Here is a 25,102-nt window from a genome sequence, read left to right as displayed (position 1 = left end):
ATGGACACTCTACGCAAATGATACAAATGTTAACTTGGATAAAAAAAGAATTTCCTTCTGTAGAAGTTATTGCAGGAAATGTGGCCACTACCGAAGGCACCAAAGAATTAATAGACTACGGTGCAGATGCTATTAAAGTGGGTATTGGTCCTGGTTCTATGTGCACCACTCGAATTATTACCGGTTGTGGAGTTCCTCAATTAACTGCTATTGCTAATTGTGCGCAAGAGGCCAACAAACAAAATGTACCTATTATTGCTGATGGAGGAATTAGAAATTCTGGAGATGTGGTAAAAGCTTTGGCCGCAGGAGCAGATAGCGTTATGTTAGGTTCGGTTTTGTCAGGAACTTTAGAAACTCCAGGAATAATTAAAGGCGGAAAAAAATTATACAGAGGAATGGCTTCTCGTTCGGCCCAAGATTCTTGGAGGGGAGGGGTGCCTGAAGGTTTAGCTCCCGAGGGAGAAATGTCTTGGGTGCCTATTAAAGGTAATGTAAAAAATGTATTAAATGAGTTTATGGGTGGTTTGCGCAGTGGTATGACTTATTTAAATGCAACAAAGGTTAAAGAGATTTCTAAAAATGCAAAGTTTGTAGAAATCAGCTCTAGTGGTTTTCAAGAATCCGTAGCTCATGGTTTAAAATAATTATGATTAGCAAAGGTAAAACTGCATGCAAAATAATTATAGTATAGGAAGAACCACCAATGGACTTCCTATTATGGCCTGTGACTTTGGTTTAAAAGGCAAACCCATTTTACTTTTGGCAGGGGTTCATGGCGATGAAATAGAGGGGGTTAGTTTAGCAAAAACTTTAATCGCTGATTTTATTAAAAGCTTTAACTATAATGTGCAATTAACCGTTATTGCTGAGTTTAATTTGGACGGAATACTTTTAGAAACTAGAAAAAATGCCAATGCAGTGGATTTAAATCGTAATTTGCCCACAACAGATTGGACTAGTAAAGAGGAAAAAGAAAAGTACTTTCCAGGAACCAGTCCATGTAGTGAAGTGGAAAACAAAAATTTAGTACAATTTATTACAGAAAAAAAGATAGAATTTATTATTAGTTTACATTCTTGGAAACCTTGCTTAAATATTAATGGTAATTGTAAAAAAGAAGCCACTATTTTAAGTCAAATTACTGATTATAAAATAGTAGAAGATATTGGATACCCCACTCCTGGTTGTTTAGGAACTTATGCCGGTTTGGAACGAGATATCCCCACTATTACTTATGAATTACCTCGCTTGGAAAAAAATCGGCGTAAAGTGGAAGATAAAAATATACTAGCTATTAAAAAAGTGCTAAGTCTTTAAAAATGCAAAAAACAATAGAAAAATTTTACCAAGACCTACTTAATGACAAATTGGATATTAGTAATGATTTATTACATAAAACGGTAAATCAATGTATAGAAGATTTAGATCAAGGTAAGTTGCGACTATGCACTTATAATTTTGAAAAAAATATTTGGGTGCTTCATGAATGGTTAAAACAAAGCATTTTATTATTTTTTAAAATTCGTAAAATGGAAGTTATTGCGTCAAATAATTTTTCTTTTGTAGATAAAATTCCTTTAAAGCAGTGGACAGTCAAACAAGGTGTTCGAGTAGCTCCACAAGCTTTAGTTAGAAAAGGCGCTTTTGTGGAACAAAACTGTGTGTTAATGCCCTCATACATTAATATTGGAGCTTATGTGGGAGCAGGAACTTTAGTAGATACTTGGGCCACGGTGGGTTCTTGTGCACAAGTGGGTAAAAATGTTCATATTTCTGGTGGAGTGGGTTTGGGAGGGGTGCTAGAACCTTTACAAGCTACACCGGTAATTATAGAAGATAATGTATTTTTAGGAAGTCGAGTGTCTGTGGTAGAAGGATTTTTAGTAAAAAAAATGGCCGTTATTGCTTCGGGTGTAAACTTAACCGCTAGTACTCCTATTATTGATGTTAGTGGTGAATTTGAAAATTATGAAAGCCTAGTAAATACCAAAAAAGTGTTTGATGAAAAAGGGTCTAGAATTTTTAAATTAGAAGTTCCAGAAAATGCCGTAGTTATTTCTGGCATGCGTAATAAAGTTTTTAAAAAAGGAACTTACCCTGTTAGTTGTGCGTTAATTATAGGTAAAAGAAGTGAGTCTACCGATAAAAAAACTTCATTAAATCAAGTTTTAAGGGAGGTTAATTAATATGACAAAATTATATGGCGAATTAGCAATAGAAAATAACCAGTTAGAGCGATTTGAAAACCGCACACAAAACAGAAAGTATGATATTGAATTTTGCTGCCCCGAATTTACTTGTATATGCCCAAGAAGTGGTTTTCCTGATTTCGCTACTATTTATATTCATTACATTCCTAAAAAATGGTGTGTGGAATTAAAATCTTTAAAGCTATACATTAATTCTTTTCGTAATAAAAAAGTATTTCACGAAGATGTTACCAATGATATTTTAAATGATTTATCTAAGCTTTTAGATCCGCATTATTTAGAAATAAAAGGAGAGTTTACCGTAAGAGGAAATATTAAAACGGTTGTTACAGCAAAAATAGGGTCTAAAAACTAAAAGCGAATACCAAATACACCAATATATTCTAGGTAATTAATTTTTTGTTTGGCTTTGTCGCCGTCATAACTGGTTAAGACATCTAGTAAATTAATATACCCGGCTTTGGCTGTTGTACGAAAAAAATAATCTTTCCATATTGTAAATTCTAAACCTGTTTTAACCGAAACACCAAAACCTGCAATATGTAATCTATCACTTCTTTTTTTACCTAAAAGTTGTATATTAGAAACAGGAAGGGCAATTCCACCACCTCCTCCAGCAAAAACAGAAACATCAAAATTATATTTACCAGAGTAAATAGAGTAAAAGTATTGGGCCTCTATAAAGAGCATATTTAACCCGTCGGTGTGTTCATATGTTAAAAAATCGGTTGTAATAATTTTGTCTATTGTTCCAGAAGAAAGTTCTTTTTGATGTGTTTCACTTAAAGACGGGTTAATGTGTCCTGACATTTTTGCCGTTTGATTATTTTGTAACACATATTTCATATGATCAAAGCCTATGGAAATGGCAAATTGATTAGTAAAAAAATATCCGAAACTTATATTATATTGAGGTATAGACCAGCGAAAAGGGTGAAAGTAAGTTTTAAAAATAGAGGAAAAGTTTACTGGTGTTTGACGATCATTGGCAATGACATCAAATAAAGTAAAATTATGCCCTGTCCCTTTAAAATGAATAGTACTTTTTTTATATTCTGATTTATTCCAACCATAAGAGCCATACCAGGTCCCTTTAAGGGGAAGTTGTGCTTTAGAGTGCTGAGGATTGAGTATTAATAAAAATAGTAATAAAAATAAAAAATTCATAACTGGTTTTATCAAGCTATATTTTATTCTACAAGAGTTTTTTTATTAGATTAATGGCTTGCATTAAGTGGATTTTGGATATTAAGTAAAAGCATAAGTATAGTATTAATAATGGATATTCAAGATTTAGATTTTTCTTACCCTTTAGAGTTAATTGCTACCGAAGTAAAAAAAGATTTTAAAATTTTATTTACTAAAGTAAATTTAAAAAAACCTTTTCAAGAAATTAGCAAAATAGAGTTATTAAACCAATTTCAACCTAACGATGTATTAGTTATAAACAATACTAAAGTTATTAAAAGAAGAATTTTTTCTAATACAGAACCAAAAATAGAAATTTTATTTGTAAAAAAAATAACAGAAAAGCCAATTAGTGTTACCAACAATAATTTAAAAAGCACGAATAACTTAGAAACTTGGGAGGTTTTATTACCTTCTAAAAAAATGCAAATTAAAGACACTTTACATTTACCAGGCAATGTTACTTTACAATTAATAAAAAAATCTATTCCTCAATTAGTAGAGGTTAATAAAACTTTAAATGTAGAGTATTTTCAAAAATATGGCGAAATGCCTCTTCCTCCTTATATCCAAAAGGCACGAGATAATAGAAAAAATAATAAAACAGATGAGCTGCATTACCAAACAGCATGGGCTAAGCATTGGGGCAGTTGTGCTGCTCCCACAGCTAGTTTGCATTTTACACAATCGGATTTAGAATATTTAAAAGAAAAAAGGAAAGTAAAAATTGTAGAGTTAACCCTGCATGTCGGTTTGGGAACATTTTTACCTATTAAAGTAAAAAATGTATTAGAACATAAAATGCACAAAGAATACATGCATATTAGCGCTTCTAGTTTAAAAGATATTGTTTCTGCAAAAAAGGAAAATGCTAAAATTTGGGCTTTGGGAACTACGGTAACAAGGGCATTAGAAACATGGTTTTTAGAAAAAGGGAAAACTGCTGTTTTAGATACAAAAGAAGATTTTAAAGATTTTATTACAGAAAGTGAGTTATTTATTACTCCCGGTTTTTCTTTTAAGGTGGTAGATGTATTAATGACTAACTTTCATCAACCACAATCGACTTTATTAGCCATGCTAATGGCTTTTGCAGGAAAGTTTAAAGTTCTAGAAGGTTACAAATGGGCTATAAAAAGGCAGTTTAGGTTATTTAGTTATGGAGATTTAAGTATTTGGGACAAGGAAAAAAATGAGTGAATGCAATATAAATGAAACTAGTAATTTTCGTGTTTTATCTACACAAGGCAAGGCACGAACAGGAATATTAACCACTAGGCGAGGCAGTATTGCCACTCCTGTGTTTATGCCAGTGGGGACAAAAGCGAGTGTAAAAGGGGTAAGCTCCGAAGATTTAAGAGACGAAGTGCAAGCCTCTATTATATTGGCCAATACTTACCATTTAAATATTCGTCCTGGTGAGGAGATTATTCACAATTTGGGTGGATTGCATAAATTTATGAATTGGCCTTATCCTATTTTAACCGATAGTGGAGGGTTTCAAGTTTTTTCTTTATCCAAGTTAAATAAAATTACCGACGATGGAGTAAAATTTCGTTCCCACCTTGATGGTGATGAATGCTTTTTTAGTCCTGAAAAAAGTATGGAAATTCAAATGGCTTTAGGTGCAGATATTATTATGGCTTTTGATGTTTGCCCGCCTTATCCTTGTTCGGATAAAGAAATGCAAAGAGCTATGAAACTAACCCATGACTGGGTGGTTCGTTGTAAAAAAGCTATGACTGCTAAAAACAGTCAATTATTTGGAATTATTCAAGGAGGATTAGATACTAAGTTGCGCTTACAAAGTTTAGAAAAAGTCTGTGCAGAAGATTTACCTGGCTATGCTTTAGGTGGTTTTAGCGTGGGTGAGCCTATGGAGCTAATGTATAAAGTTTTAGACGAGGTGGCTTGTCAGATGCCTGATAATAAACCGCGTTATTTAATGGGGGTGGGTAGCCCTAAAGATTTAATTCAGTCTATTGATAAGGGGATAGATATGTTTGATTGTGTTTACCCCAGCCGAAACGCTCGAAATGCGACGCTATTTACTCAAAAAGGAAAAATTAATATTAAAAGAGCAGAGTTTAAGCAAGATGAAAAAGCCTTAGACCAAACTTGTGATTGTATAACCTGTAAAAACTATACACGAGCGTATTTAAGACATTTATACTTACAAAAAGAACCTTTATTTGTTCGTTTAGCAACTATCCATAATCTACGCTTTTATTCTAATTTAATGAAAAAATCTAGAATAGCTATTGAAGAAGGTTATTGGAAAAAATTTAAAGAAGAATGCTTGGCATTTTTTTAATTTTAATGCAGACTTAGGATACTTATAAGCAAATCACAAAAGGAAATTATGAATGTATTAACTCAGTTTTTTAAATTATCTACGCTTAGTATTGGTGTTTTTTTGTTTTATATACCCTCTTGGGCAGCAGGGTCAGCAAAGCCAACGGTCATAGAGCAATTAGTGCCTTTTGCTTTAATTTTTTCCGTATTTTATTTTTTAATTATTCGTCCTCAAAGTAAGAAGCATAAAAAACAATTAGATTTTTTAGCTCAATTAAAGAAAGGAGATAAAGTAATTACCTCTGCGGGAGTTTTAGGTTCTATAGAGGGTTTAAATAAAGGTGTGGTTACATTAGAAACGGCTCCACAAGTTAAAATTAAAATTTTAAAATCACACATACAATCTTTGCAAGATACAGTACTTAACAAAAAAGTAGAAGCAGAACTAATAAAAAATAAATAAATTTGAGTCTAAATAAGGAAATAACATGTTTATAGAAAATAAAAAAGTTAGATGGATTATTATTTTTTGTTCCATAGCTTTGGCTTTATATATCGCTCTTCCTAACTTTTATCCTAAAAGTGATTTTTTTTCTGGAAAGAAAAAAATTAATTATGGATTAGATATTCAAGGAGGTATTTATTTAGTAATGAAAGCGAATGTAGAAGAAGCCATGCATGCTCGTATGCAAAAAAAAATCTCTATTTTAAAATCGGATTTTAAAGACGAAGAGATAAAATTTAAATCTATAGAATTTAAAAAAAAATCGCTTTCAAAAATCATTATTCAATTATCAGACAATAATAAAGACAAAGTTAAAAAAACTTTAAAAAAAATACATAACGACTTACAAATTTTATTAGAAAAACCTTCTAGTTTAGAATTATCCTATTACGAAGCGTCTTTAAGTATATATAAAAAACAAGTGGTTGAGCAAAGTATCGAAGTGGTTCGTAATCGTATCGATGCTTTTGGAGTGTCTGAACCACAAATAACGGCTCAAGGTAGTGACCGTATTTTAATTCAATTACCTGGTGTAGAAAATGCCGACCAAGCCAAAGAACTTATTCATCGTACAGCCACTTTAAATTTTAGACCAGTTTATGAAGAAGTTACTACCGACACATTGCAAAAATGGGTTTCTAAAGTAGAAACAAAAAATAAATTTAGTCTTGGTACAGAAAAAAGCATTAGGTTAGCTAAAAATGCAAAAATACACTTACTTAAATATCGCCAATACATTAAACAAATTAATCGAAATTTAGCATCAAAGCTTCCTAAAAATACAAAGTTAATATTTCAAAAACCTCCTAATGCAAAAACTTTAGAAGCCGGTAGAATTCCTTTTTTAATTAAAACCGATAATGATTTAAGTGGTGCTTACTTAGAAACAGCTAGAGTGGGCAGTAATGAATATGGAAAGCCACAAGTTAATTTTCGTTTTAATATTCAAGGACAAAAACGCTTTGCAAAAATGACTGCAGCAAATATACAAAAAAGAGTAGCGATTGTTTTAGATGATATTGTACAGTCTGCACCAGTTATTCAAGAAGAAATTAATTCTCCCACTGCAAGAATTACTTTGGGTTCTGCAGGAGATATTAAAGAAACTTTAAAAGAAGCTAATTTTTTAGCAACAGCATTAAGAGCGGGGGCTTTACCAGTACAACTAGAGCAATTAGAAGAAAGAACAGTGGGGCCTAGTTTGGGTTCTGATTCCATTAAAAAAGGAAAATTAGCGGGAATGATAGGTGGCTTACTCATTTTACTATTTATACTTGGTTATTATAGAGGTTTGGGAGTGGTTGCCAATATAGCATTAACTTTAAATATGTTATTTATTATTGCTATTTTAACTTCTTTACAAGCCACTTTAACTTTACCTGGAGTCGCCGGAATTATTTTAACTATTGGTATGGCTGTGGACGCCAACATTATTATTTTTGAACGAATTAAAGAAGAGTTAGCCAAGGGGGCCGGGTTTCGTTCTTCTGTTCGTAATGGTTTTTCGCAAGCCTTTGCAGCGATTTTTGATGCTAACATAACAACAGCTGCTGTTTGTGTAGTGTTAATGTATTTTGGAAGTGGTCCTGTAAGAGGTTTTGCGGTGACTTTAATTAGTGGTATTATTACTTCTTTATTTACTTCCGTATTTATTTCACGATCTATTTTAGAGATGAAAATATTAAATCAATCAAAGAGAACATAAACACACAAAGGCATTTTATTTTAAACAAGGTATTTATATGATAAAAAAACAAATTAATTTTTTAAAACTAACACCATTATTTCTTAGTATTTCTAGTTTACTAGTAATTTTTAGCTTTTTTATAATTGCTAAAAATGGTTTTAACTATGGAGTAGATTTTGCTGGTGGAACAGAAATACAAGTACAATTTAATCAACCAGTAACAGATGCTAGTATTCGTCAGTTTTTATCGACTCAAAAAATTAAAAATTTTAATGTACAAAGTTTTGATGAAAAAAATGAATTTTTAATTCGTTTAGATGCTTTATCAGACTTAAAGTTAAAAAAATTAACCAGTAACTTTAAATCTACATTTTCTTCTAAAGGTTTTGTTATGAGAAGAGTAGATTCGGTTGGTCCACAAATAGGAAGTGAATTAAAAAAGAAGGGCTTACTGGCTTTGTTTTATAGTTTATTAATTATTTTAATTTATGTAGGTTTACGCTTTGATTACGAATATGCTCCAGGAGCTGTAATTTGTTTATTTCATGATGTGGTAATTACTTTAGGTATTTTTTCTCTTCTTCAAAGAGAAGTAAATTTACAAACTTTAGCTGCGGTCTTAACCATTATTGGTTATTCATTAAATGATACTATTGTCACTTTTGATAGAATTAGAGAAAATATTGCGTTATACAGAGATAAAACTTTTTCATGGATTATTAATAGTTCATTAAATGATGTACTTTCTAGAACGATTTTAACTTCTTTAACCACAAGTATGGCTGTATTTGCCATGTATTTTTGGGCAGACGGAGTTATTCGTGACTTTGCATTTACTTTAGGTATTGGTGTTATAGTGGGAACTTATTCTTCTATTTATATTGCATCTCCATTGGTGCAATTTATTACTAAATTCAAAAAAACTTAATTATGTTTACAAACAAAAGCGTGTGGCAAATAATAAAAGCCTGTGGGCTGAGTCGCCAAAAGGCTTTTATTATTTGCCACACGCTTTTGTTTGTAAGTCTTGGGTGTTCGCATTTTCAAGAAAAGAATGGTAATAAGCAGGGGGCTTTTGTTAAGGTTTCCAAGGCTTTTTCTAGTGCTGGGAACAAGGTTTCTAAGTGGGGTGTTAAAAGTTATGGTGCTGCTTATAATAAGGTTTGTATTTATACTAAGGCGGCTTTTGATGTGGGGTCGGGTAGTACTAAGATGAAAGTGGCGAAGGTGGATGTTTGTAAGAATAAAATTTTAAAGGTGTTTTTAAATATACATACTCAGGTGTCTTATAAAGCCAACTTAGTTCCTTTAGGATCAAATTTTATATTAAATAAAAAAATACGCAGAAAGGGATTTTTTGTATTACGACAATTTGTTAATAGAGCAAAAAAATTTAAGCCCACTAAATTTGTTGGGGTAGGAACGGCGGCTTTTAGAGATGCTGTTAATGCAAAGTTTTTTTTTAAAAGAATTAAAAAAGAGCTTAATATAGATTTAAAAATTATAAGCCAAGAAAAAGAAGCACAATTAGGATTTTTTTCTGCACAAACTATATTGTCTAAATTAAAACCCTCTTTAGTACAAAATAAAAAAATTATAGTATGGGATATTGGTGGAGGAAGTATGCAAATAATTTCTAAAGAAAAACGAAAAGCTTTTAATTTCTTTTTAAAAAAATGGTTATTGTATAAAGGAAATTTAGCCTCTTCTAGCTTTAAAAATCATATTATAAAAAAAATTCAAAAAAATATTTATAAAAAATCTCCTAACCCTATAAGTAGTGCAGTGGTAAAAAAAGCTGTTCGATATGCTTTTCAACAGGCTAAAAAAACCATTCCTAAAAGTTTACAAATAGCTTTTAAAGAAAAATCTTTAGTATTGGGTATTGGAGGAGTTCATTATTTTTCTATATTAGGGCAAGTTAAAAAAATATTTAAAAATAAAAAAAGCAATTACTACACACAATACGAAGTACAAAAAACTTTGCAAAGTAGAAAACATTTGTCGGATAAAAAAATTAAAGGAAAACATGCTTCTACAGATATTTCTAATTTAGCTTTGGTTTTAGGGTTTATGAAATACTTAGATATTAATACAGTGTACACAAATAAAGTTAATTTAACTGATGGAATATTGTTAAATTTATAATAACTTACATTTATAAAAAGGTTTTTCTTTTATTTAAACTTATTTAAACAATGATTAGAGATTTTTATGTATGATGCTTTAATTTTACTTTCTGGAGGCTTAGATTCCTCTGTAAATTTATACACCGCTTGTGCAGAAGGAAAAAAGGTATTGGCTTTAAGTTTTGATTATGGCCAAAAAGCTGCCTCTAATGAATTAAAAGCCGCAGCTAAATTATGTAAATTACTTTCTTGTAAACACAAAATACATAAGTTAGATTTTTTTAAATCTTGGACAAAAACTTCCTTAATTAACCCTAAAAAAGATATTCCCACAAACATAAAATTAAATAGTAAAAAAGAAACTAAAAATTCTGCAAAACAAGTGTGGGTACCTAATCGTAACGGAGTATTTTTAAATATAGCCGCAAGCTTTGCAGAAAGTTTAGATATCCCCGTTGTGTATGCAGGTTTTAATAAAGAAGAAGCAGAAACTTTTTTAGATAATTCTAAAGACTATGTAAAGGCTGTTAATAAAGCTCTTAGTTTCTCTACTTTAAATAAAGTAAAAATAAAATCATACACACAAAATTTAAATAAAAACCAAATTTACAAAAAAGCATTAAACTTAAATATACCCATAGCTAAGCTATGGTCTTGTTATTTTAATGGAAAAACCCCTTGTAAAGAGTGCGAATCTTGCCAAAGGTTTTTTAAAGCTCATAAATTCAATTCTTGATTATAAATTTTTTTCTAACCTGTAAATTCTATTTAAAATAACTTGCTATTTTTTTGTTTTAATAATACAAATTATCTATGAAAAAAATCTATAATTTATTTATTGTTGGTATAATGTTTATTGTTTTATCGGGATGTTCTAGTATGCAAATTAGTGATAACCTGTATAGCTCCAGCGAAGTGGGTCGATCAAAAATTTTGCGTAGTTGTCGTGTTTTAGCTTCTAGAATAATTACTATTAGAAGCGATCACTCTGGAGAACAGGGTGAATCTATTGGTTTTCTTACAGGATCACTAGCTACAAATAATAAAAGCCCTATAATCAATATCGTAGGTGGCCTTGTTGGCGGTGTTATTGGCCGTAAAGTTAGTGATAAATTACATAGTCGAAAAGGAGTAGAATACACGGTTATTTTATCCAACGGCGAAGAAAGAACTTTAGTACAAGATTTAAAATCTGGCGAAAGAATGTTACCTACCCATACTTCTTGTAGGCTACAAATAAGCGGCAGTTACAATAGAGTGCTACCCGCAGGGCATTTACCCAACAAAGTAAAACGACCTAAAAAAGTTAAATTTTCTAACTAACTTTAAACTTACTTTAAGTTAGTTAATAAATCCAAAAAGGCTTTTCCATATTTTTCGTATTTTACTTTTCCTACGCCTTTAATTTTTAAAAATTTTTCTTCTGTGTCTGGTAAAAAGTGAGCCATTTCCATTAAGGCTTTGTTATCAAAAATAATGTAAGCAGGCATTCCAATTTTGTCGGCAAAGCTTTTTCTAAGAGTTCTTAGTTCATCGTATATTTTTTCATCCACTGTGTAATCTAAAGTTTTAGAAGTTATTTTTTCTTTTTTAGTTATTACTTTTATTCCTTCAAAATGAGAACTACGAATATCTACTTTTACTTCACCTTTCATAATTTTCATGGATAATTTATTTAATTGTAAAGTGTTAAATTCAACACCAACATAAAAAGCTTCTAACTCTAATAATCTATCTGCGATAATACGCCATTTAGTTTTATTAGTTTCCGAGCCAATATTATAAACCGATAATTTATCGTGATTATTGTTTAAAACTTTTTGATTTTTAGAACCTGTTAAAATATCTATAATATGTAATTGACCAAAATTTTGATTTACACGGTAAATAGCAGATAAAAACATTTGTGATAAAACACTAATATCTGTTCTTTTATTGTCAGGGTTTAAACAATTATCACATTGAATTTTGCAATCTTGCATTTCGTCACCAAAGTATTGACTTAAAGCTTTGTGCCTACAACTTTCTTGATAAGAATATTGTTTTATTATATTTAATTTTTTATAAGCCACTTGCTTATAAGTTTCATCTTCAATTTCTGCAGTAAATTTTCCTAATAAAACTAAATCTGCAGTGGAGTAAAGTAGCAAAGCTTCGGAATTTAATCCATCTCGTCCAGCTCTTCCAATTTCTTGATAATAACCCTCTAAAGTTTTTGGCATAGACATATGCACAACAAATCGAACATTACTTTTATCAATACCCATTCCAAAAGCAATGGTAGCCACTATAATATCAATATCATCAATAACAAATTGTTTAAAAACTTTTGTTCGTTCTTTTGCACTTAATCCAGCATGATAGGCTTTTGCCTTTAAACCTTTTTCTTGCAAAAAATCCGCTAGTTTTTCTGTGTTTTTTCTAGAAAAAGTATAAATAATTCCTTGTTCATTAGCATGATTTTTTAAAAAAGGAAGTAATTGATCGTAACCATTTTTTTGTCTTTTTATAACATTAATAAATAAGTTATCTCGATAAACAGGGCCACGAGTAACTAATTTATCCTTAAATTGTAATTGGTTAATAATATCTTTTTCCACAGGTTTAGTAGCTGTGGCAGTGAAAGCAGCAATACTGACATCTGGAAACCTTTCTTTAATAAGCCCCAGCTGTCGATAGTCTGATCTAAATTCATGACCCCATTCACTTACACAATGAGCTTCATCAACAGCAAAAAAAGCAATTTTTAACTGAAATAAAAAGTGCACAAAAGTTAAATTTTGTAACCTTTCGGGAGCAATAAATAGCAGTTTAATTTCCTGATTTTTTAGCTGTTTTTCAATAGTTTGAATTTCTTTATAATCTTGTAAAGAAGAAATCATAGCGGCTTTTATTCCTTTTGCTTTTAAAGCCATAACTTGATCTTGCATTAAAGCCAAAAGGGGAGAAATAACCACTACAATACCATCCATTAACAAAGCGGGTAGTTGATAACACAATGATTTACCTCCTCCAGTGGGTAAAATCATTAAAATATCTTTTTTATTTAAAATAGAGTCCACCACAGACTCTTGCAAAGGCCTAAATGAGTCAAAGCCAAAAACTTCTTTTAAAATTTGTTGTTTCTTTTTTTCCATAATAAGAGTAAGTAGCTTATAAGATATGCAAAAATAGTCCAGTAACTTAAACGGCAGGATATGCATTTAAAAGAAAAAAATCCAAATAAAGGATAAAACTATGCAAAAAAAATACTGTAAAAAATCTAGTATATACGATGGTGCACAATTAAGGCATTTATTTGGCTATTTAGAACATCAACTTTTAGGAGACTCCATTATCTCTTGGAGGGGTGCTTGTAATATCCCTCAAGAAAACATTATAGACGGTGAGGACTTACAAAATAACTCCATAATAGCTTCTAAAGAAATGTTACATTTTATTGTAGAAAAATTTAATAGTACTATATTTTCTGCAGTGGCTTTACAAAGACTATTTGTCACTTTAATTAAAGAAGATATGCAAGATCGTGGTATATTTTTAAAACGAAAGGGAGACGATCTTTACTTTATAACTAAAGACAACTTAGAAAAAAAGTTTAATATAAGTATTGCTACACAATCTACAACATCTTCTATGATTCATTTAGCAGTAAATATTACCCAAGAAGGCACCCCTGTACCCACTATTTCTTTAAAAGATTTTAATATATGTTCTGACCAAGATATTAAGGCTCTTTCTGAAAAATGGATGGACTTATTTACTCAAGAGGTTATCTCTATAACCAAAGCCACTGAAAAGGTTTTTACTGTTTAATTGTAACATAATATTTCTTTTATATATAGACAAACCTTGCCAATAAAAACCCAATTTAGTACTTTAACAAACTATGTTAAAAAAAACCTTACCAGACATATCTAAAAGCACTGTTACCTATTGTGGTGCTTTGCCTGCTGTGGGAATGGAAGAAGTACAGCTTTTAATTAACGGGCAATCGGGTTTAGCTAAAATTTTTATAGACTTTAAAGACACTTCTAGTCGAGGCATTCATATGTCGCGATTATATAAATTATTAAAAGAGCATTTTTCTTCCACTGAAAAACAAATAGAACCTAGTAAAACTTTATCGTTTAAGCATTTAAAACAGTTTTTACAAGAGGCTTTAAACAGTCATGAAGAACAAACCGATGAAGCCTATTTGGTTTTAAGCTTTCCTTTAACTGTAAATCAAGAATCTTTAGTGAGTAAGCAATGGGGTTTAAGAACTTATCCTATAAATATTAAAGCGAGTTTAAATACAAAAAACGAATTTAAAGTTTATATTAATTTTGAACTAACTTATTCAAGCACTTGTCCATGTTCAGCCAGTTTAGCACAAGAGCTAAATAAAGACGCTTTTTTTACCCATTTTAAAGACCAAGAAAACATAGCGGCTAAGGATATAAAAAATTGGTTTTCGGATGTAAATAATGTAGACGCTTTTCCTCATGCTCAACGCAGTAAAGCATACATTACTTTATTAATAGACCAACAATTAGCAAAAACAGAAGGCACAGAATTAATTCAATTAGAAATTAAGAAAGCCGAACAAGTTTTAAAAACAGCAGTACAATCTTTTGTAAAAAGAGAAGACGAGCAAGCCTTTGCTCACTTAAATGCTAAGTCTCCATTATTTTGTGAAGATGCGGCTAGAAAGTTAAAGATTTTGTATAATCAAGAGGCTTTTGTAAAAGATTTTGCCATTAAAGTGAGTCATGAAGAAAGTTTACACCCTCACAATGCCATTAGCTTTGCTTTTAAATCAGAAGGGGAGTTTTGTAAGGCCAAAACACTGTTTATTTTAAATTAAACTTTTGGTTTTAAAGTAATATTATGAAATTTATTGAAATTTTAGGTGCTAAAGAAAACAATTTACAAAATATTAATGTTAAAATTCCAAAAAATAAATTTACCGTTATTACTGGATTATCAGGTAGTGGTAAATCTTCTTTAGCTTTTGATGTTTTATTTACAGAAGGGCAAAGGCGTTATATTGAAAGTTTGTCACCATCGTCTTCGTACTTTACTCCTTCTTTTAAACAAGCCAATGTGGACCAAATTATAGGCATATCTCCCAGTATATCTGTGGCCCAAGCCCGATCAGGCATAAACCCTAGGTCAACGGTGGGTACAGTTACAGAAATATATGATTACTTACGCCTTCTTTACGCACGCATAGGAGAAGCCTACTGTCCAACACACAAAATACCCACAGAGGGATTAAGCTCTGAAGAAATTTATAAAAAAATATTTATTTATAAAAAAACAAAATTAAAAAATATTATTGTTTTAGCTCCCGTAATTAGAGGACAAAAAGGTTCTTTTCAAAACGACTTTCAAAAGTGGATGGGGCTTGGAATTACTAAAGCCTTAATCGATGGACAATTAATGGATTTACATCCTACTTTAAAATTAGCTCGATACAAAGAACACAACATTGATTTAATTTTAGATCGATTACCTTGCGAAGAAAGATATTATCTACGCTTTTTAGAAGCCGTACAAAAAAGTTTTGAAATGACCAACGGTTTTGTAAAAATTCAAGAAATGGAAAAACCTTTATCTAAAAAATCTATATTGTTTTCTGAAAATCACTCTTGCCCAAAATGTAATTTTAGTTTTCCAGAAATAGAAATGCAATTATTTAGCTTTAATCATATAAAAGGAGCTTGTGACACTTGTTCTGGTTTAGGAGTTGTAGAAAGTGATGATGATGAAGTAAAAATTTGTAGCTGCTGTAAAGGAAATCGTTTAAATAAAAAAGCTTTAAATGTTTTTATTCAAGAAATGCATATTAGTTACATGGCTAACTTATCTTTGTTAGAATTAGAAAGTGTTTTAAAAAAATTACAGCTACCTACTGTTAAAAAAGAAATAGCTTTCGAAATTATTAAAAATATTTTATCTCGTCTTAATTATATTAAACTCACTAATACAGAATACTTGTCTTTAAATCGATCTATGACCACTTTATCAGGAGGGGAGGCGCAAAGGGTGCGATTAACTACCCAATTAGGCTCTTCCTTAACAGGGCTTACTTATATACTAGACGAACCTAGCATTGGCCTACATCCTTATCATCAAGACCAATTATTAAATGTTATTAAACAATTATGTAAAAAGGGTAATACATTAATTGTTGTAGAACATGATTTAGAAAGTATTCGTCAATCTAATTATTTAATTGATTTGGGTTTAGGCTCTGGTATTAATGGCGGAAATATTATTTTTGAAGGAAACTTTAAAGATTTAAAAAAAAATAAACACAGTATAACTTCTCAATATATATTTCATAAAAAACAAATTGCTGTTCAAAAACCTAGAAAGCCAAAAAAAGATTTTTTAAGTTTAACAAAAGCCAATAAAAATAATATTACTAATTTAGATATTAAAATCCCTTTAGGACTTTTATGTGGTATTACTGGAGCCTCGGGTAGTGGTAAAAGTACTTTAATTTTAGATATTTTATATAAAAACTTAAAAAATAAAATTTTATACCCTAGAAAAAATTTAAAACTACATAACTTAGAAAAGATCAGTGGTTTTGAAGAACTTAGCCAAGTTTTACAAATTGATCAAAAGCCTATTGGAAAAACTTCACGGTCGGTTCCTGCAACCTATGTTAAACTGTTTGTGTTAATTAGAAAGTTATTTGCTAAACTTCCTGAATCACAAATTAGAGGGTTAAAAGAATCTAGCTTTAGTTTTAATTCTGGTGATGGAAGATGCACTAGCTGCGAAGGGTTAGCTTACATAAAAGTAGAAATAAATTCTTTACCCACAAGTATGGTTCTTTGTGAAACTTGCCAAGGCCGCAGGTATAGTCCTCATATTTTAGCCGTAAAATATAATAATAAATCCATTGCAGATGTATTAGAAATGAGTGTTGAAGAGGCGGTAATATTTTTTAAAAACCATAAACTTATTTATAAAAAATTAAACATGTTAAAAAAAGTGGGTTTATCGTATTTAAAATTAGGACAAGCTTCGCAAACTTTATCGGGTGGAGAGGCACAAAGAATTAAATTAAGCAGAGAATTATCAAAAGCCTCTAGCCGTAAAATTTTATATATTTTAGACGAACCCACCACGGGATTACATATTGATGATGTTTCGCGATTAATTAATTTACTAAAAGAATTAGTGGATAATGGCCACAGTGTAGTGGTTATTGAGCACAATATGGAACTAATAAAGTGTTGTGACTATGTAATTGATTGTGGGCCTTATGGTGGAGTAAATGGTGGAAAAATTATAGCCAAAGGCACGCCCGAACAAATTGCACAGTCGAAAAAAAGCCTAACCGCTCCTTATTTAAAAAAAGCCTTATTTTTGTAAGATAAAACAAAGGCCACAAGCTATCTAAATTAGACATAAAAGGCATCAAATGCCTATACTCATAGCTGATTTCTTGCAAACAAAAAAAAATTCAGCTACAAACAAACATGTCTAAAATGCGTTTTTTAACAGCAACCAGCCTTTTTGATGGGCATGATGTTTCTATAAATATTATTCGTCGCCTTTTGCAATCTAAAGGGGTGGAAGTCATTCACTTAGGCCATAATCGCTCCGCTTTAGATGTGGTTAAAGCGGCTTTACACGAAGATGTAGACGGCATTGCACTAAGCTCCTATCAAGGAGGCCATACCGAATACTTTTCCTACATTCGCGATTTATTAAATCAAGCCAATGCCAAACATATTAAAATTTTTGCTGGTGGGGGAGGGGTAATCACCCCCAAAGAAATTAAGCACCTACAAGATAATAACATCGCTCGTATTTACTCTCCAGAAGATGGAATGAAAATGGGCTTAGAAGGCATGATTGATGACATGATCCAGCTAGCCCAATCTTCTACTAAACCCAAAGAATATGACATTTTATTTAAGCAATATAAAGAAAAAATGCCAAAGGACTTTTCATTTAATGAAATTTCTAAAATTATTACACAAATTGAAAACCATAAAGAAAGCTTTTCTTTTACTTCTAAAAAAAATACCGTTCCTGTTTTAGGAATTACAGGAACAGGTGGTGCAGGAAAGTCATCTTTAATAGATGAACTCTTACTAAGATTTAGCCAACATCTTCCTGACTATAAAATCGCTTTAGTTTCTATTGACCCTACTAAAAAGAAAACCAACGGTGCTCTTTTAGGAGACCGTATTCGATTAGGTTCTGCCCGTTGTGAAAAATTTTATATTCGCTCCTTAGCCACTAGAGATTCTAATACAGAACTCAGTCCAAAAATAAAAGAAGTGGCTAATTTTTTAAAAACACAAGATTTTAATTTAATTATTATTGAAACTAGCGGCATTGGGCAAGCCTCTGATGCCATCACTACCATAGCCGATAAATGTATGTATGTAATGACCTCCGAATATGGAGCCGCTACACAATTAGAAAAAATTGAAATGCTAGAATCTGCTGATTTTATTGTTATTAATAAATTTGAAAAACCACGATCAGAAGATGCTTTACGCGATATTAGAAAACAATACCGCCGCAACCACAAACTATTTGCTGGTCACCCAGGTTCCCCTGAAGATAAGCATTTACCTATTTTTGGAACCATGGCCTCTCACTTTAATGACAAAGGGGTTAATGCTTTATTTATAGCTATTGGAGAAAGTTTTTTTAACAAAAAAAATACTTATAATTTAATTTGTGAAAAACAACCTAAAAATGAAGAAAAAATTATTTCTCCTTCTAGTGTTTTATATTTACGAGACATTTCCTCCACTTGTAAAAAGTATAATACGCAAACAGATGTAGTAGTAAAAAAATTAAAAGATTATCAATCGGTTAAACATAGTGCTACTTTATATCCAGAAAATAGTTTTTTAAAAACCGAAGAAAAAATTTTAAAAAGTAAACTTCCTCAAGAAGTGTTTAAAAAAATTGATACTTTAGACAAAACTATTGCTAGTTACAATTCGGGAGAATATTCTTATAAGGTAAGGGACAAAGAATTTAAAATTCAATCTAAATATTATTCTTTAGCGCATAATCATTTACCCAGAGTGGGCGTACCTAAACTTAGCGATTTAAATGAAAAATATCAATTTATAGCTAATGAAAACCTACCAGGCTTTTTTCCCTTTGCAGCAGGTATTTTTCCTTTTAAACGCACCGACGAAGACCCTAAAAGAATGTTTGCAGGAGAGGGTGGACCATTAAGAACCAATAAGCGTTTTCATTTTTTGTCTAAAAATGACAATGCAAAACGATTATCTACCGCTTTTGATTCTGCCACTTTGTATGGAGAAGATCCTGATATTCGCCCTGATATTTTTGGAAAAATTGGTGAAGCTGGGGTTAGTATTGCCACTTTAGATGATATGAAGGTTTTGTACTCTGGCTTTGATTTAGTTGCACCGCAAACTTCTGTATCTATGACTATAAATGGACCAGCTCCTATTATTTTAGCCATGTTTATGAATACCGTTATTGCACAAAATTTATCCGAAAAAGATTTTTGGGATAAAGAAAAACGCATAGAAATTATAAGAAAAGTGCGCGGCACTGTGCAAGCGGATATTTTAAAAGAAGATCAAGCACAAAACACTTGTATTTTTTCCATCGAAACGGCCATTAAAATGATGGGCGATGTGCAAGAATATTTTTGTAAAAATAAAATTAAAAATTACTACACCGTATCTATTAGTGGTTATCATATTGCCGAAGCTGGAGCGAACCCTATTACACAAATGGCATTTACATTGTCTAATGCTTTTACCTATATTGAATATTATTTAAATAGAGGAATGCATATTGACGACTTTGCTTCTAACTTATCTTTCTTTTTTAGTAATGGTTTAGACCCCGAATATTCTGTGATGGGTAGGGTGGCAAGAAAAATTTGGGCTGTAACTATGAGAGACAAATACAAAGCCAATGTTAAATCGCAAAAATTTAAATACCATATACAAACTTCTGGCCGCAGTTTACATGCACAAGAAATTGACTTTAATGATATTCGAACTACATTGCAGGCTTTTTTAGCTTTAAGTGATAATTGTAATTCACTACATACTAATGCGTATGACGAAGCCATTACCACTCCCACAGAAGAAAGTGTTAGACGAGCAATGGCCATACAAATGATTATTAATAAAGAATTTGGTTTAAATAAATCTGACAACCCTTTACAGGGATCTTTTGTTATTAATGAACTATGCGATATCGTAGAAAAAGCGGTATTAAAAGAGTTTGAAAATATTTCTGACAAAGGAGGCGTTTTAGGAAGTATGGAAAGTATGTACCAAAGGAGTAAAATTCAAGAAGAGTCTTTGCATTACGAAACTTTAAAAGATTCTGGCAAGCTTCCTATTACTGGTGTAAATACTTATATTGCCGACAACATTGATGAACAGTTAAACCAAGAGATTGAATTATCTAGAACCACTAATGAAGAAAAGCAAGATCAAATTAATCGTTTAAACGCTTTTAAAAAAAAGCACATTAATACATCCGCAGAAGCTTTACAAAGATTAGAAACAGTCGCTTTAAATGGTAAAAATATTTTTGAAGAATTACTATATACAGTAAACTTTTGCTCTTTAGGAGAGATCACTAATTTGCTTTACAAAGTGGGTGGACAGTATCGACGAAATATGTAAAAAAAAGCTTTTACTTTACAAACAATGGAAAAAATAACTTTAAATAATTAAAATAATATGTCTATAAAAATTTATACAAAAACAGGGGATAAGGGCTTAACTTCTTTAGTGGATTGTTCAAGCAGAGTTCCTAAAGATGACAAAAGAATTCAACTTTATGGAGAGGTGGATTATTTAAATTCTTTTTTGGGTTTAAGCATTTGCTCTATTTTAACAGAAACTCAGATGGAAGAAGATACTATTAATAAAAAAAACAACTTAGAGAAAAAAGATAAACTACTACAAGAACTTATTATCGAGTTAAGGCAAATACAAGTGCACTTATTTGAAATAGGATCAATACTGGCTTGCCCTTCAGAAAAAAGAGAAAAATTTAAGCTAAAAACCATTACAGAAAAAGAAATTCAAGGTTTAGAGAAATCTATTGATCAATACGACCTAGTTTTAGAACCCTTAAGAAAGTTTGTTTTACCAGGAAGCTCAACCGCCAATGCTCATTTAAATATTTGCAGAACAGTAACTAGAAAAATAGAAAGAAATTTAATTAGTTACCATAGAGAAGCCCCTTCAGAAATCCCCAATGCCTTACTTATTTACTTTAACAGATTATCTGATTATTTCTTCATAACTGGCAGATTCACAACCACCATAACTAACAAAAAAGAAACCCTATGGACCTAATAAAACCTTTCCCAAGTCTTAATCTGATTTAAAACCTTTCCCAAGTCTCATTCATTTAAAACCTTCCCCAAGTCTTAATCTGATTTAAAACCTTCCCCAAGTCTCATTCATTTAAAACCTTTCCCTAGTCTTACATTATGTTATATTAATAACCTAAAGGGCAAAGCCCTTTAAGTTATTAATGTAACATAATGTAACTTATCAGAAAAAGGCTAGTTATGACAATTTCATTAAAATCTGCTTTTCAAACCTATTTACCTGTTTTTTTGCTTTTGTTTTTTACTATGGTTATTGCTATAACTCGGCTAATTCCCCATCCTCCTAATTTTAGTCCTATTATTGCTATTTTAATTTGGTCTTCTAGTTTAAATCTTAAACCGAAAACTTTAATGCAATTATTATTTGGAACTTTAATTATTAGCGATGCCTTTTTGGGGTTTTATTCCTTTATGTGGATTATCTATCCTATCTATTTTTTATTAACTTTTGGTATTTATTGGTATCTAAAACACCAGAAAACCTCTATTAAAAACATTAGTGTATTAGGCCTAAGCTCGTCTGTGGGCTTTTTTTTACTATCCAATTTAGGTGTTTTTTTTACTAGTAATTTGTATCCCATCAGCATAGACGGTTTATTACAATGCTATATTATGGCACTACCTTTCTTTCAAAATACCTTAGCATCTACCTTTGTATTTTTAGCTAGTTTTTATGCAATAGAATTTGTATTGTTTAAAAAAATGTGGGCCTTTCGATTTACTACAAAAAGTCAAAGTTAAAATAGGACGATGGGAATTCTTTTCCCTCAGTGGCATCTTGCCTTCACCGCCCTCACACATATTTATTATAGATAATTTTTATTCTATTTTACAAGAACTTTTTTATAAAAACCAAATTTTTTATTTAAATCTTGTTTTCTATTTAATATAAAACCCTAATTATGTAGGTTTTTTATAACAACCATAGCGTATATTTATATTTACAGGCGGCTCTGGTATTTAGTCTAGGTTTGTTAAGGAGTTTGTTATTTATAAAAAAATAACTTTTAATGATATTGTATTGGTAATATTATACTTACCAAATGAAACTATTGCTTCTTTACTGTTCCCCTTTTTTCTTTATACATTTTATACCTCTACAATTACAAGCACGCGTGTATAAAACTTCTAAAAAAGCTATAGCATTATTAAATACTTTACCTAAAAAAAGCTTAACTTTAAATGTAATTTTAAAGAAAGGTTTAACCTCTGATAACTTTCAAATTATAAAATTAAAAAATCTACAAGAAAAAGTACTTAAGTATAAAGCACAAATACCTTTTGATACTTATCTTTCTACTTCTTTTTTAAAAGGCAATGACAAATCTGCCTCTATACGACCAGAAGCTCCTTATAATAATCGCTTTACCACTGGAAATGTAAAATTAAGCCATCAATTTTCCACAGGAACTTCCGTTTCTTTAGAATCCAATTATAATTACACTAATTCCTTAAGTGCTTCTTTTTTAGACAGAACCAATTCTATAAATACAAAATATTACGAAAATAAAATTAATTTAACTATTCGTCAAAACTTATTAAAAAATGCTTTTGGCTACTCTAGTAGAAAAATGTTAACCGCCTTGCAAACACAACAAAATAATATTAAAAATCAATTTTCTGTAGATGTCGAAAACTGGTCTTATAAATTAATAGAAACTTTTTATACAGCGTGGTTATTAAAATCACAAGTGCGCGTAACTCAATCTAATTACTACAGACAAAAACGATTGCGTAAAATTACTTATTTAAAATTTAAAAGAGGCACCGCTAAAAAATCGGATTTTTTACAAACACAAAGTGCAGAAAAAAAGAGTAAGCAAGAATTAAATTCTGCTCGACAAGATTTAGAAAATATTTGGCGCAATTTAGTAATTCAATTAAATTTTCCTAAGCAATGGATAAACATTAACCCTATGGACATCCCTATTAAACTCGATCAACCCCTTTTACAAGCTATAATCGCTTGTAAAACCGATTTAGATATACAATCTAACTGGAAAGTAAAATTTTTAACTCAACAATACAAAGCCAGTAAATTAAACTTTTTAGCAGCTAAAAACCAAATGCTACCCGAAGTTTATTTGGGAATAAAAGCCAGCTCTAATGCAATAAACCCCAATGATAAAGCACAAGCCTTTAAAGATTCTTTACAAAATAAAAACCAAGGCCTTTTTGTAGAATTAGGAGTATCTATTCCCTTAGGCAGGTATAAAGAAAAGTCGCAATTGGCTAAAACACTAATGGACAAAAGTATATTACAACATCGCCTATCTTCTGTAAAAAAAGATTTACAAGCACAATGGAAAAACGAATGCTTAAATTTGTCACGATTAATAACAAAGAAAAAAGCATTAAAAGCAATTAGAAGCATGCAAAAAACGAGAGCTCGATTAGAAGAAAAACGCTTTCGTATTGGAAAAATTCCTGTTTTTAATAATATTCAAGCAGGTTCAGATGCTGCTATTTCAGAATTAGCTTTTAAACAAAGCGAAGTGCATGTACGCCTATCTGCTTGGAAAATATTAAAAATGAACACAAAACTAATAACCTATATTACAAAATTAAGTACTAACCACTAATATGAATTATTTAATCCGTTACTTTACCAAACAAGGCCTTTTTTCTAATCTCATTACCTTATTTATTTTTCTTTTTGGTCTAATAGCTATACTAACAATCAACCGCGAAGCTTTTCCTAATATTAGCTTTGATACAATAGTAGTAACCACCCCCTACCCTGGTGCTTCGGCAGCCGAGGTAGAAAAATTAATTAGTAACCCCATAGAACAAAAACTTAAAGGGGTAACCGGAATTAAAAAAATGACCTCTGTTTCCATAGAAAATCGCAGTTCTATTGTTTTGCAATTAGACCCCGATCAAACTACAGAAGAAGAAGCTCGTCGCGATGTACAAGACGCTATAGATAGTGTTACCAATTTGCCAGACAATGTAAAAGACCCAAAAATTCGCGTACTAGACAGTAAAATTAAACCCGCTATCGAAGTGGTTGTAAGTTCTAATTTATCCGAAGAAAAAATGCGCGAACAAATTAACTTATTAGAAGAAAAATTAGAAAACCTACCTGGTGTATCTGGTATTGAAAAAAAAGGCTATCGCAAACAAGAAATTAAAGTGAAAGCCGACATTAAAAAATTACAAAGCTTTCAAATTTCTTTGCAAGAATTAATAAATGCCTTAAGCAAACAAAATCGCTCCATACCAGGAGGAACTTTAACCTCTGGTGAAACTGGAGAAGAAGTATTAATTAGAACCGTTGGTGATTTTTTATACACAGATGATGTAGGCAACACCATTGTTCGCGCCAATGCTTTGGGCCAAGCCATTCGTGTTAAAGATGTAGCTACGGTAGCTATTGCTTTTGAAGAAGAAAAAATAAATTACCGCTCTAATGGTAAAAATTCTATGAATTTAATTATCTTTAAAAAAGTTAATGCGGATACTATCGACTTAGTCGACATAGTTAAAAAAACCATATCCGATGCCAAAAATCAATTAAACCCAAAAATAGAAATTAATTATGTAAATGATTTATCTTACTACATTCGCCGCCGTTTAAATGTTTTATCTAACAATATGTTAATTGGTTTGTTTTTTGTTCTACTTATTTTATCTTTAATTTTACCCACTAAAGTAGCCTTCATTACCGCCGTTGGTATTCCCTTCGCTTTTTTTGCAACAATAATATAT

General features: G+C 30.9%; 22 protein-coding genes. 20 read left to right on the top strand and 2 right to left on the bottom strand.

Features of this window, described 5'->3' with window-relative positions:
- The 4 genes from HAW63_04040 to queF form a co-directional block, all read left to right on the top strand.
- Nucleotides 1–647 (top strand): IMP dehydrogenase (locus tag HAW63_04040; GenBank protein ID MBE8163137.1); only part of this gene is annotated, 647 nt, incomplete at its 5' end.
- Between the two features lie 25 nt (nt 648–672).
- Entirely contained in the window at nt 673–1,320 is a 648-nt protein-coding gene (locus HAW63_04035) for a murein peptide amidase A (protein MBE8163136.1), read from the top strand.
- Between the two features lie 2 nt (nt 1,321–1,322).
- Nucleotides 1,323–2,189, top strand: a complete 867-nt coding sequence (locus tag HAW63_04030; GenBank protein MBE8163135.1) for a 2,3,4,5-tetrahydropyridine-2,6-dicarboxylate N-succinyltransferase — start codon at nt 1,323–1,325, stop codon at nt 2,187–2,189.
- A gap of 1 nt (nt 2,190) precedes the next feature.
- Nucleotides 2,191–2,568, top strand: a complete 378-nt coding sequence (queF, locus tag HAW63_04025) for an NADPH-dependent 7-cyano-7-deazaguanine reductase QueF (protein ID MBE8163134.1) — start codon at nt 2,191–2,193, stop codon at nt 2,566–2,568.
- Here the strand turns inward: queF and HAW63_04020 are convergent.
- On the bottom strand, nt 2,565–3,380 hold the full coding sequence (locus tag HAW63_04020) for a hypothetical protein (protein MBE8163133.1): 816 nt from the start codon (nt 3,378–3,380) through the stop codon (nt 2,565–2,567). The two genes, queF and HAW63_04020, sit on opposite strands and share 4 nt — an antisense overlap.
- Nucleotides 3,381–3,491: 111 nt before the next feature.
- On the opposite strand from HAW63_04020, the gene HAW63_04015 reads away from it, so the two are divergent.
- From HAW63_04015 to HAW63_03980, 8 genes are all read left to right on the top strand, one after another.
- Entirely contained in the window at nt 3,492–4,601 is a 1,110-nt protein-coding gene (locus HAW63_04015; GenBank protein MBE8163132.1) for an S-adenosylmethionine:tRNA ribosyltransferase-isomerase, read from the top strand.
- Nucleotides 4,594–5,715, top strand: a complete 1,122-nt coding sequence (gene tgt, locus HAW63_04010) for a tRNA guanosine(34) transglycosylase Tgt (protein MBE8163131.1) — start codon at nt 4,594–4,596, stop codon at nt 5,713–5,715. The genes HAW63_04015 and tgt overlap by 8 nt, the downstream gene beginning before the upstream one ends.
- Before the next feature lie 48 nt (nt 5,716–5,763).
- Complete coding sequence (gene yajC, locus HAW63_04005) at nt 5,764–6,159, top strand: preprotein translocase subunit YajC (GenBank protein MBE8163130.1); 396 nt, start codon at nt 5,764–5,766, stop codon at nt 6,157–6,159.
- A 25-nt stretch (nt 6,160–6,184) separates the two neighbouring features.
- On the top strand, nt 6,185–7,906 hold the full coding sequence (gene secD / locus HAW63_04000; protein MBE8163129.1) for a protein translocase subunit SecD: 1,722 nt from the start codon (nt 6,185–6,187) through the stop codon (nt 7,904–7,906).
- A 37-nt stretch (nt 7,907–7,943) separates the two neighbouring features.
- The gene (gene secF, locus HAW63_03995) at nt 7,944–8,816 is read left to right on the top strand and encodes a protein translocase subunit SecF (protein MBE8163128.1); all 873 of its coding nucleotides are present in this window, start codon (nt 7,944–7,946) and stop codon (nt 8,814–8,816) included.
- A 2-nt stretch (nt 8,817–8,818) separates the two neighbouring features.
- Nucleotides 8,819–10,036 (top strand): hypothetical protein, encoded by a 1,218-nt coding sequence (locus HAW63_03990; protein ID MBE8163127.1) that lies wholly within the window; start codon nt 8,819–8,821, stop codon nt 10,034–10,036.
- A gap of 66 nt (nt 10,037–10,102) precedes the next feature.
- Entirely contained in the window at nt 10,103–10,753 is a 651-nt protein-coding gene (queC, locus tag HAW63_03985) for a 7-cyano-7-deazaguanine synthase QueC (protein MBE8163126.1), read from the top strand.
- A gap of 77 nt (nt 10,754–10,830) precedes the next feature.
- A complete protein-coding gene (locus HAW63_03980; protein ID MBE8163125.1) occupies nt 10,831–11,340 on the top strand; it encodes a hypothetical protein in 510 nt (169 codons plus the stop codon).
- An 8-nt stretch (nt 11,341–11,348) separates the two neighbouring features.
- On the opposite strand, the gene recQ is transcribed toward HAW63_03980, so the two are convergent.
- Nucleotides 11,349–13,154 (bottom strand): DNA helicase RecQ, encoded by a 1,806-nt coding sequence (recQ, locus tag HAW63_03975; GenBank protein MBE8163124.1) that lies wholly within the window; start codon nt 13,152–13,154, stop codon nt 11,349–11,351.
- A gap of 100 nt (nt 13,155–13,254) precedes the next feature.
- Between recQ and HAW63_03970 the strand changes: the two genes are divergently transcribed.
- The 8 genes from HAW63_03970 to HAW63_03935 form a co-directional block, all read left to right on the top strand.
- Nucleotides 13,255–13,830, top strand: a complete 576-nt coding sequence (locus HAW63_03970; GenBank protein ID MBE8163123.1) for a DUF366 family protein — start codon at nt 13,255–13,257, stop codon at nt 13,828–13,830.
- 73 nt (nt 13,831–13,903) lie between these two features.
- On the top strand, nt 13,904–14,863 hold the full coding sequence (locus tag HAW63_03965; protein MBE8163122.1) for a hypothetical protein: 960 nt from the start codon (nt 13,904–13,906) through the stop codon (nt 14,861–14,863).
- A 23-nt stretch (nt 14,864–14,886) separates the two neighbouring features.
- Entirely contained in the window at nt 14,887–17,391 is a 2,505-nt protein-coding gene (locus tag HAW63_03960; protein ID MBE8163121.1) for an ATP-binding cassette domain-containing protein, read from the top strand.
- A 107-nt stretch (nt 17,392–17,498) separates the two neighbouring features.
- Nucleotides 17,499–20,672: a methylmalonyl-CoA mutase family protein gene (locus HAW63_03955; protein MBE8163120.1), complete on the top strand. Its 3,174-nt coding sequence runs from the start codon at nt 17,499–17,501 to the stop codon at nt 20,670–20,672.
- Between the two features lie 57 nt (nt 20,673–20,729).
- Entirely contained in the window at nt 20,730–21,353 is a 624-nt protein-coding gene (locus HAW63_03950) for a cob(I)yrinic acid a,c-diamide adenosyltransferase (protein ID MBE8163119.1), read from the top strand.
- Between the two features lie 218 nt (nt 21,354–21,571).
- A complete protein-coding gene (locus HAW63_03945) occupies nt 21,572–22,132 on the top strand; it encodes a hypothetical protein (GenBank protein ID MBE8163118.1) in 561 nt (186 codons plus the stop codon).
- 374 nt (nt 22,133–22,506) lie between these two features.
- Entirely contained in the window at nt 22,507–23,973 is a 1,467-nt protein-coding gene (locus HAW63_03940) for a TolC family protein (protein MBE8163117.1), read from the top strand.
- 1 nt (nt 23,974) lies between these two features.
- On the top strand, nt 23,975–25,102 hold a 1,128-nt coding region (locus tag HAW63_03935; GenBank protein MBE8163116.1), incomplete at its 3' end, for an efflux RND transporter permease subunit.

The organism is Pseudobdellovibrionaceae bacterium (genome assembly GCA_015163855.1).
In the GTDB taxonomy this organism is placed as follows: domain Bacteria; phylum Bdellovibrionota; class Bdellovibrionia; order Bdellovibrionales; family UBA1609; genus JAAOIH01.
The sequence above is the reverse complement of the archived record's forward strand: the minus strand, read 5'-3'. Positions and strand labels throughout refer to the sequence as shown.

Excerpts from the sequence above, each read along its gene's own strand:
- secD (MBE8163129.1), top strand. The coding sequence starts at position 6,185 with ATGTTTATAGAAAATAAAAAAGTTAGATGGATTATTATTTTTTGTTCC.
- yajC (MBE8163130.1), top strand. The coding sequence starts at position 5,764 with ATGAATGTATTAACTCAGTTTTTTAAATTATCTACGCTTAGTATTGGT.
- HAW63_04015 (MBE8163132.1), top strand. The coding sequence starts at position 3,492 with ATGGATATTCAAGATTTAGATTTTTCTTACCCTTTAGAGTTAATTGCT.
- HAW63_03970 (MBE8163123.1), top strand. The coding sequence starts at position 13,255 with ATGCAAAAAAAATACTGTAAAAAATCTAGTATATACGATGGTGCACAA.
- HAW63_03965 (MBE8163122.1), top strand. The coding sequence starts at position 13,904 with ATGTTAAAAAAAACCTTACCAGACATATCTAAAAGCACTGTTACCTAT.
- queC (MBE8163126.1), top strand. The coding sequence starts at position 10,103 with ATGTATGATGCTTTAATTTTACTTTCTGGAGGCTTAGATTCCTCTGTA.
- HAW63_03950 (MBE8163119.1), top strand. The coding sequence starts at position 20,730 with ATGTCTATAAAAATTTATACAAAAACAGGGGATAAGGGCTTAACTTCT.
- tgt (MBE8163131.1), top strand. The coding sequence starts at position 4,594 with ATGAGTGAATGCAATATAAATGAAACTAGTAATTTTCGTGTTTTATCT.
- HAW63_03980 (MBE8163125.1), top strand. The coding sequence starts at position 10,831 with ATGAAAAAAATCTATAATTTATTTATTGTTGGTATAATGTTTATTGTT.
- HAW63_03960 (MBE8163121.1), top strand. The coding sequence starts at position 14,887 with ATGAAATTTATTGAAATTTTAGGTGCTAAAGAAAACAATTTACAAAAT.
- HAW63_04030 (MBE8163135.1), top strand. The coding sequence starts at position 1,323 with ATGCAAAAAACAATAGAAAAATTTTACCAAGACCTACTTAATGACAAA.
- secF (MBE8163128.1), top strand. The coding sequence starts at position 7,944 with ATGATAAAAAAACAAATTAATTTTTTAAAACTAACACCATTATTTCTT.
- HAW63_03955 (MBE8163120.1), top strand. The coding sequence starts at position 17,499 with ATGTCTAAAATGCGTTTTTTAACAGCAACCAGCCTTTTTGATGGGCAT.
- recQ (MBE8163124.1), bottom strand. The coding sequence starts at position 13,154 with ATGGAAAAAAAGAAACAACAAATTTTAAAAGAAGTTTTTGGCTTTGAC.
- queF (MBE8163134.1), top strand. The coding sequence starts at position 2,191 with ATGACAAAATTATATGGCGAATTAGCAATAGAAAATAACCAGTTAGAG.
- HAW63_03945 (MBE8163118.1), top strand. The coding sequence starts at position 21,572 with ATGACAATTTCATTAAAATCTGCTTTTCAAACCTATTTACCTGTTTTT.
- HAW63_03990 (MBE8163127.1), top strand. The coding sequence starts at position 8,819 with ATGTTTACAAACAAAAGCGTGTGGCAAATAATAAAAGCCTGTGGGCTG.
- HAW63_04035 (MBE8163136.1), top strand. The coding sequence starts at position 673 with ATGCAAAATAATTATAGTATAGGAAGAACCACCAATGGACTTCCTATT.
- HAW63_04020 (MBE8163133.1), bottom strand. The coding sequence starts at position 3,380 with ATGAATTTTTTATTTTTATTACTATTTTTATTAATACTCAATCCTCAG.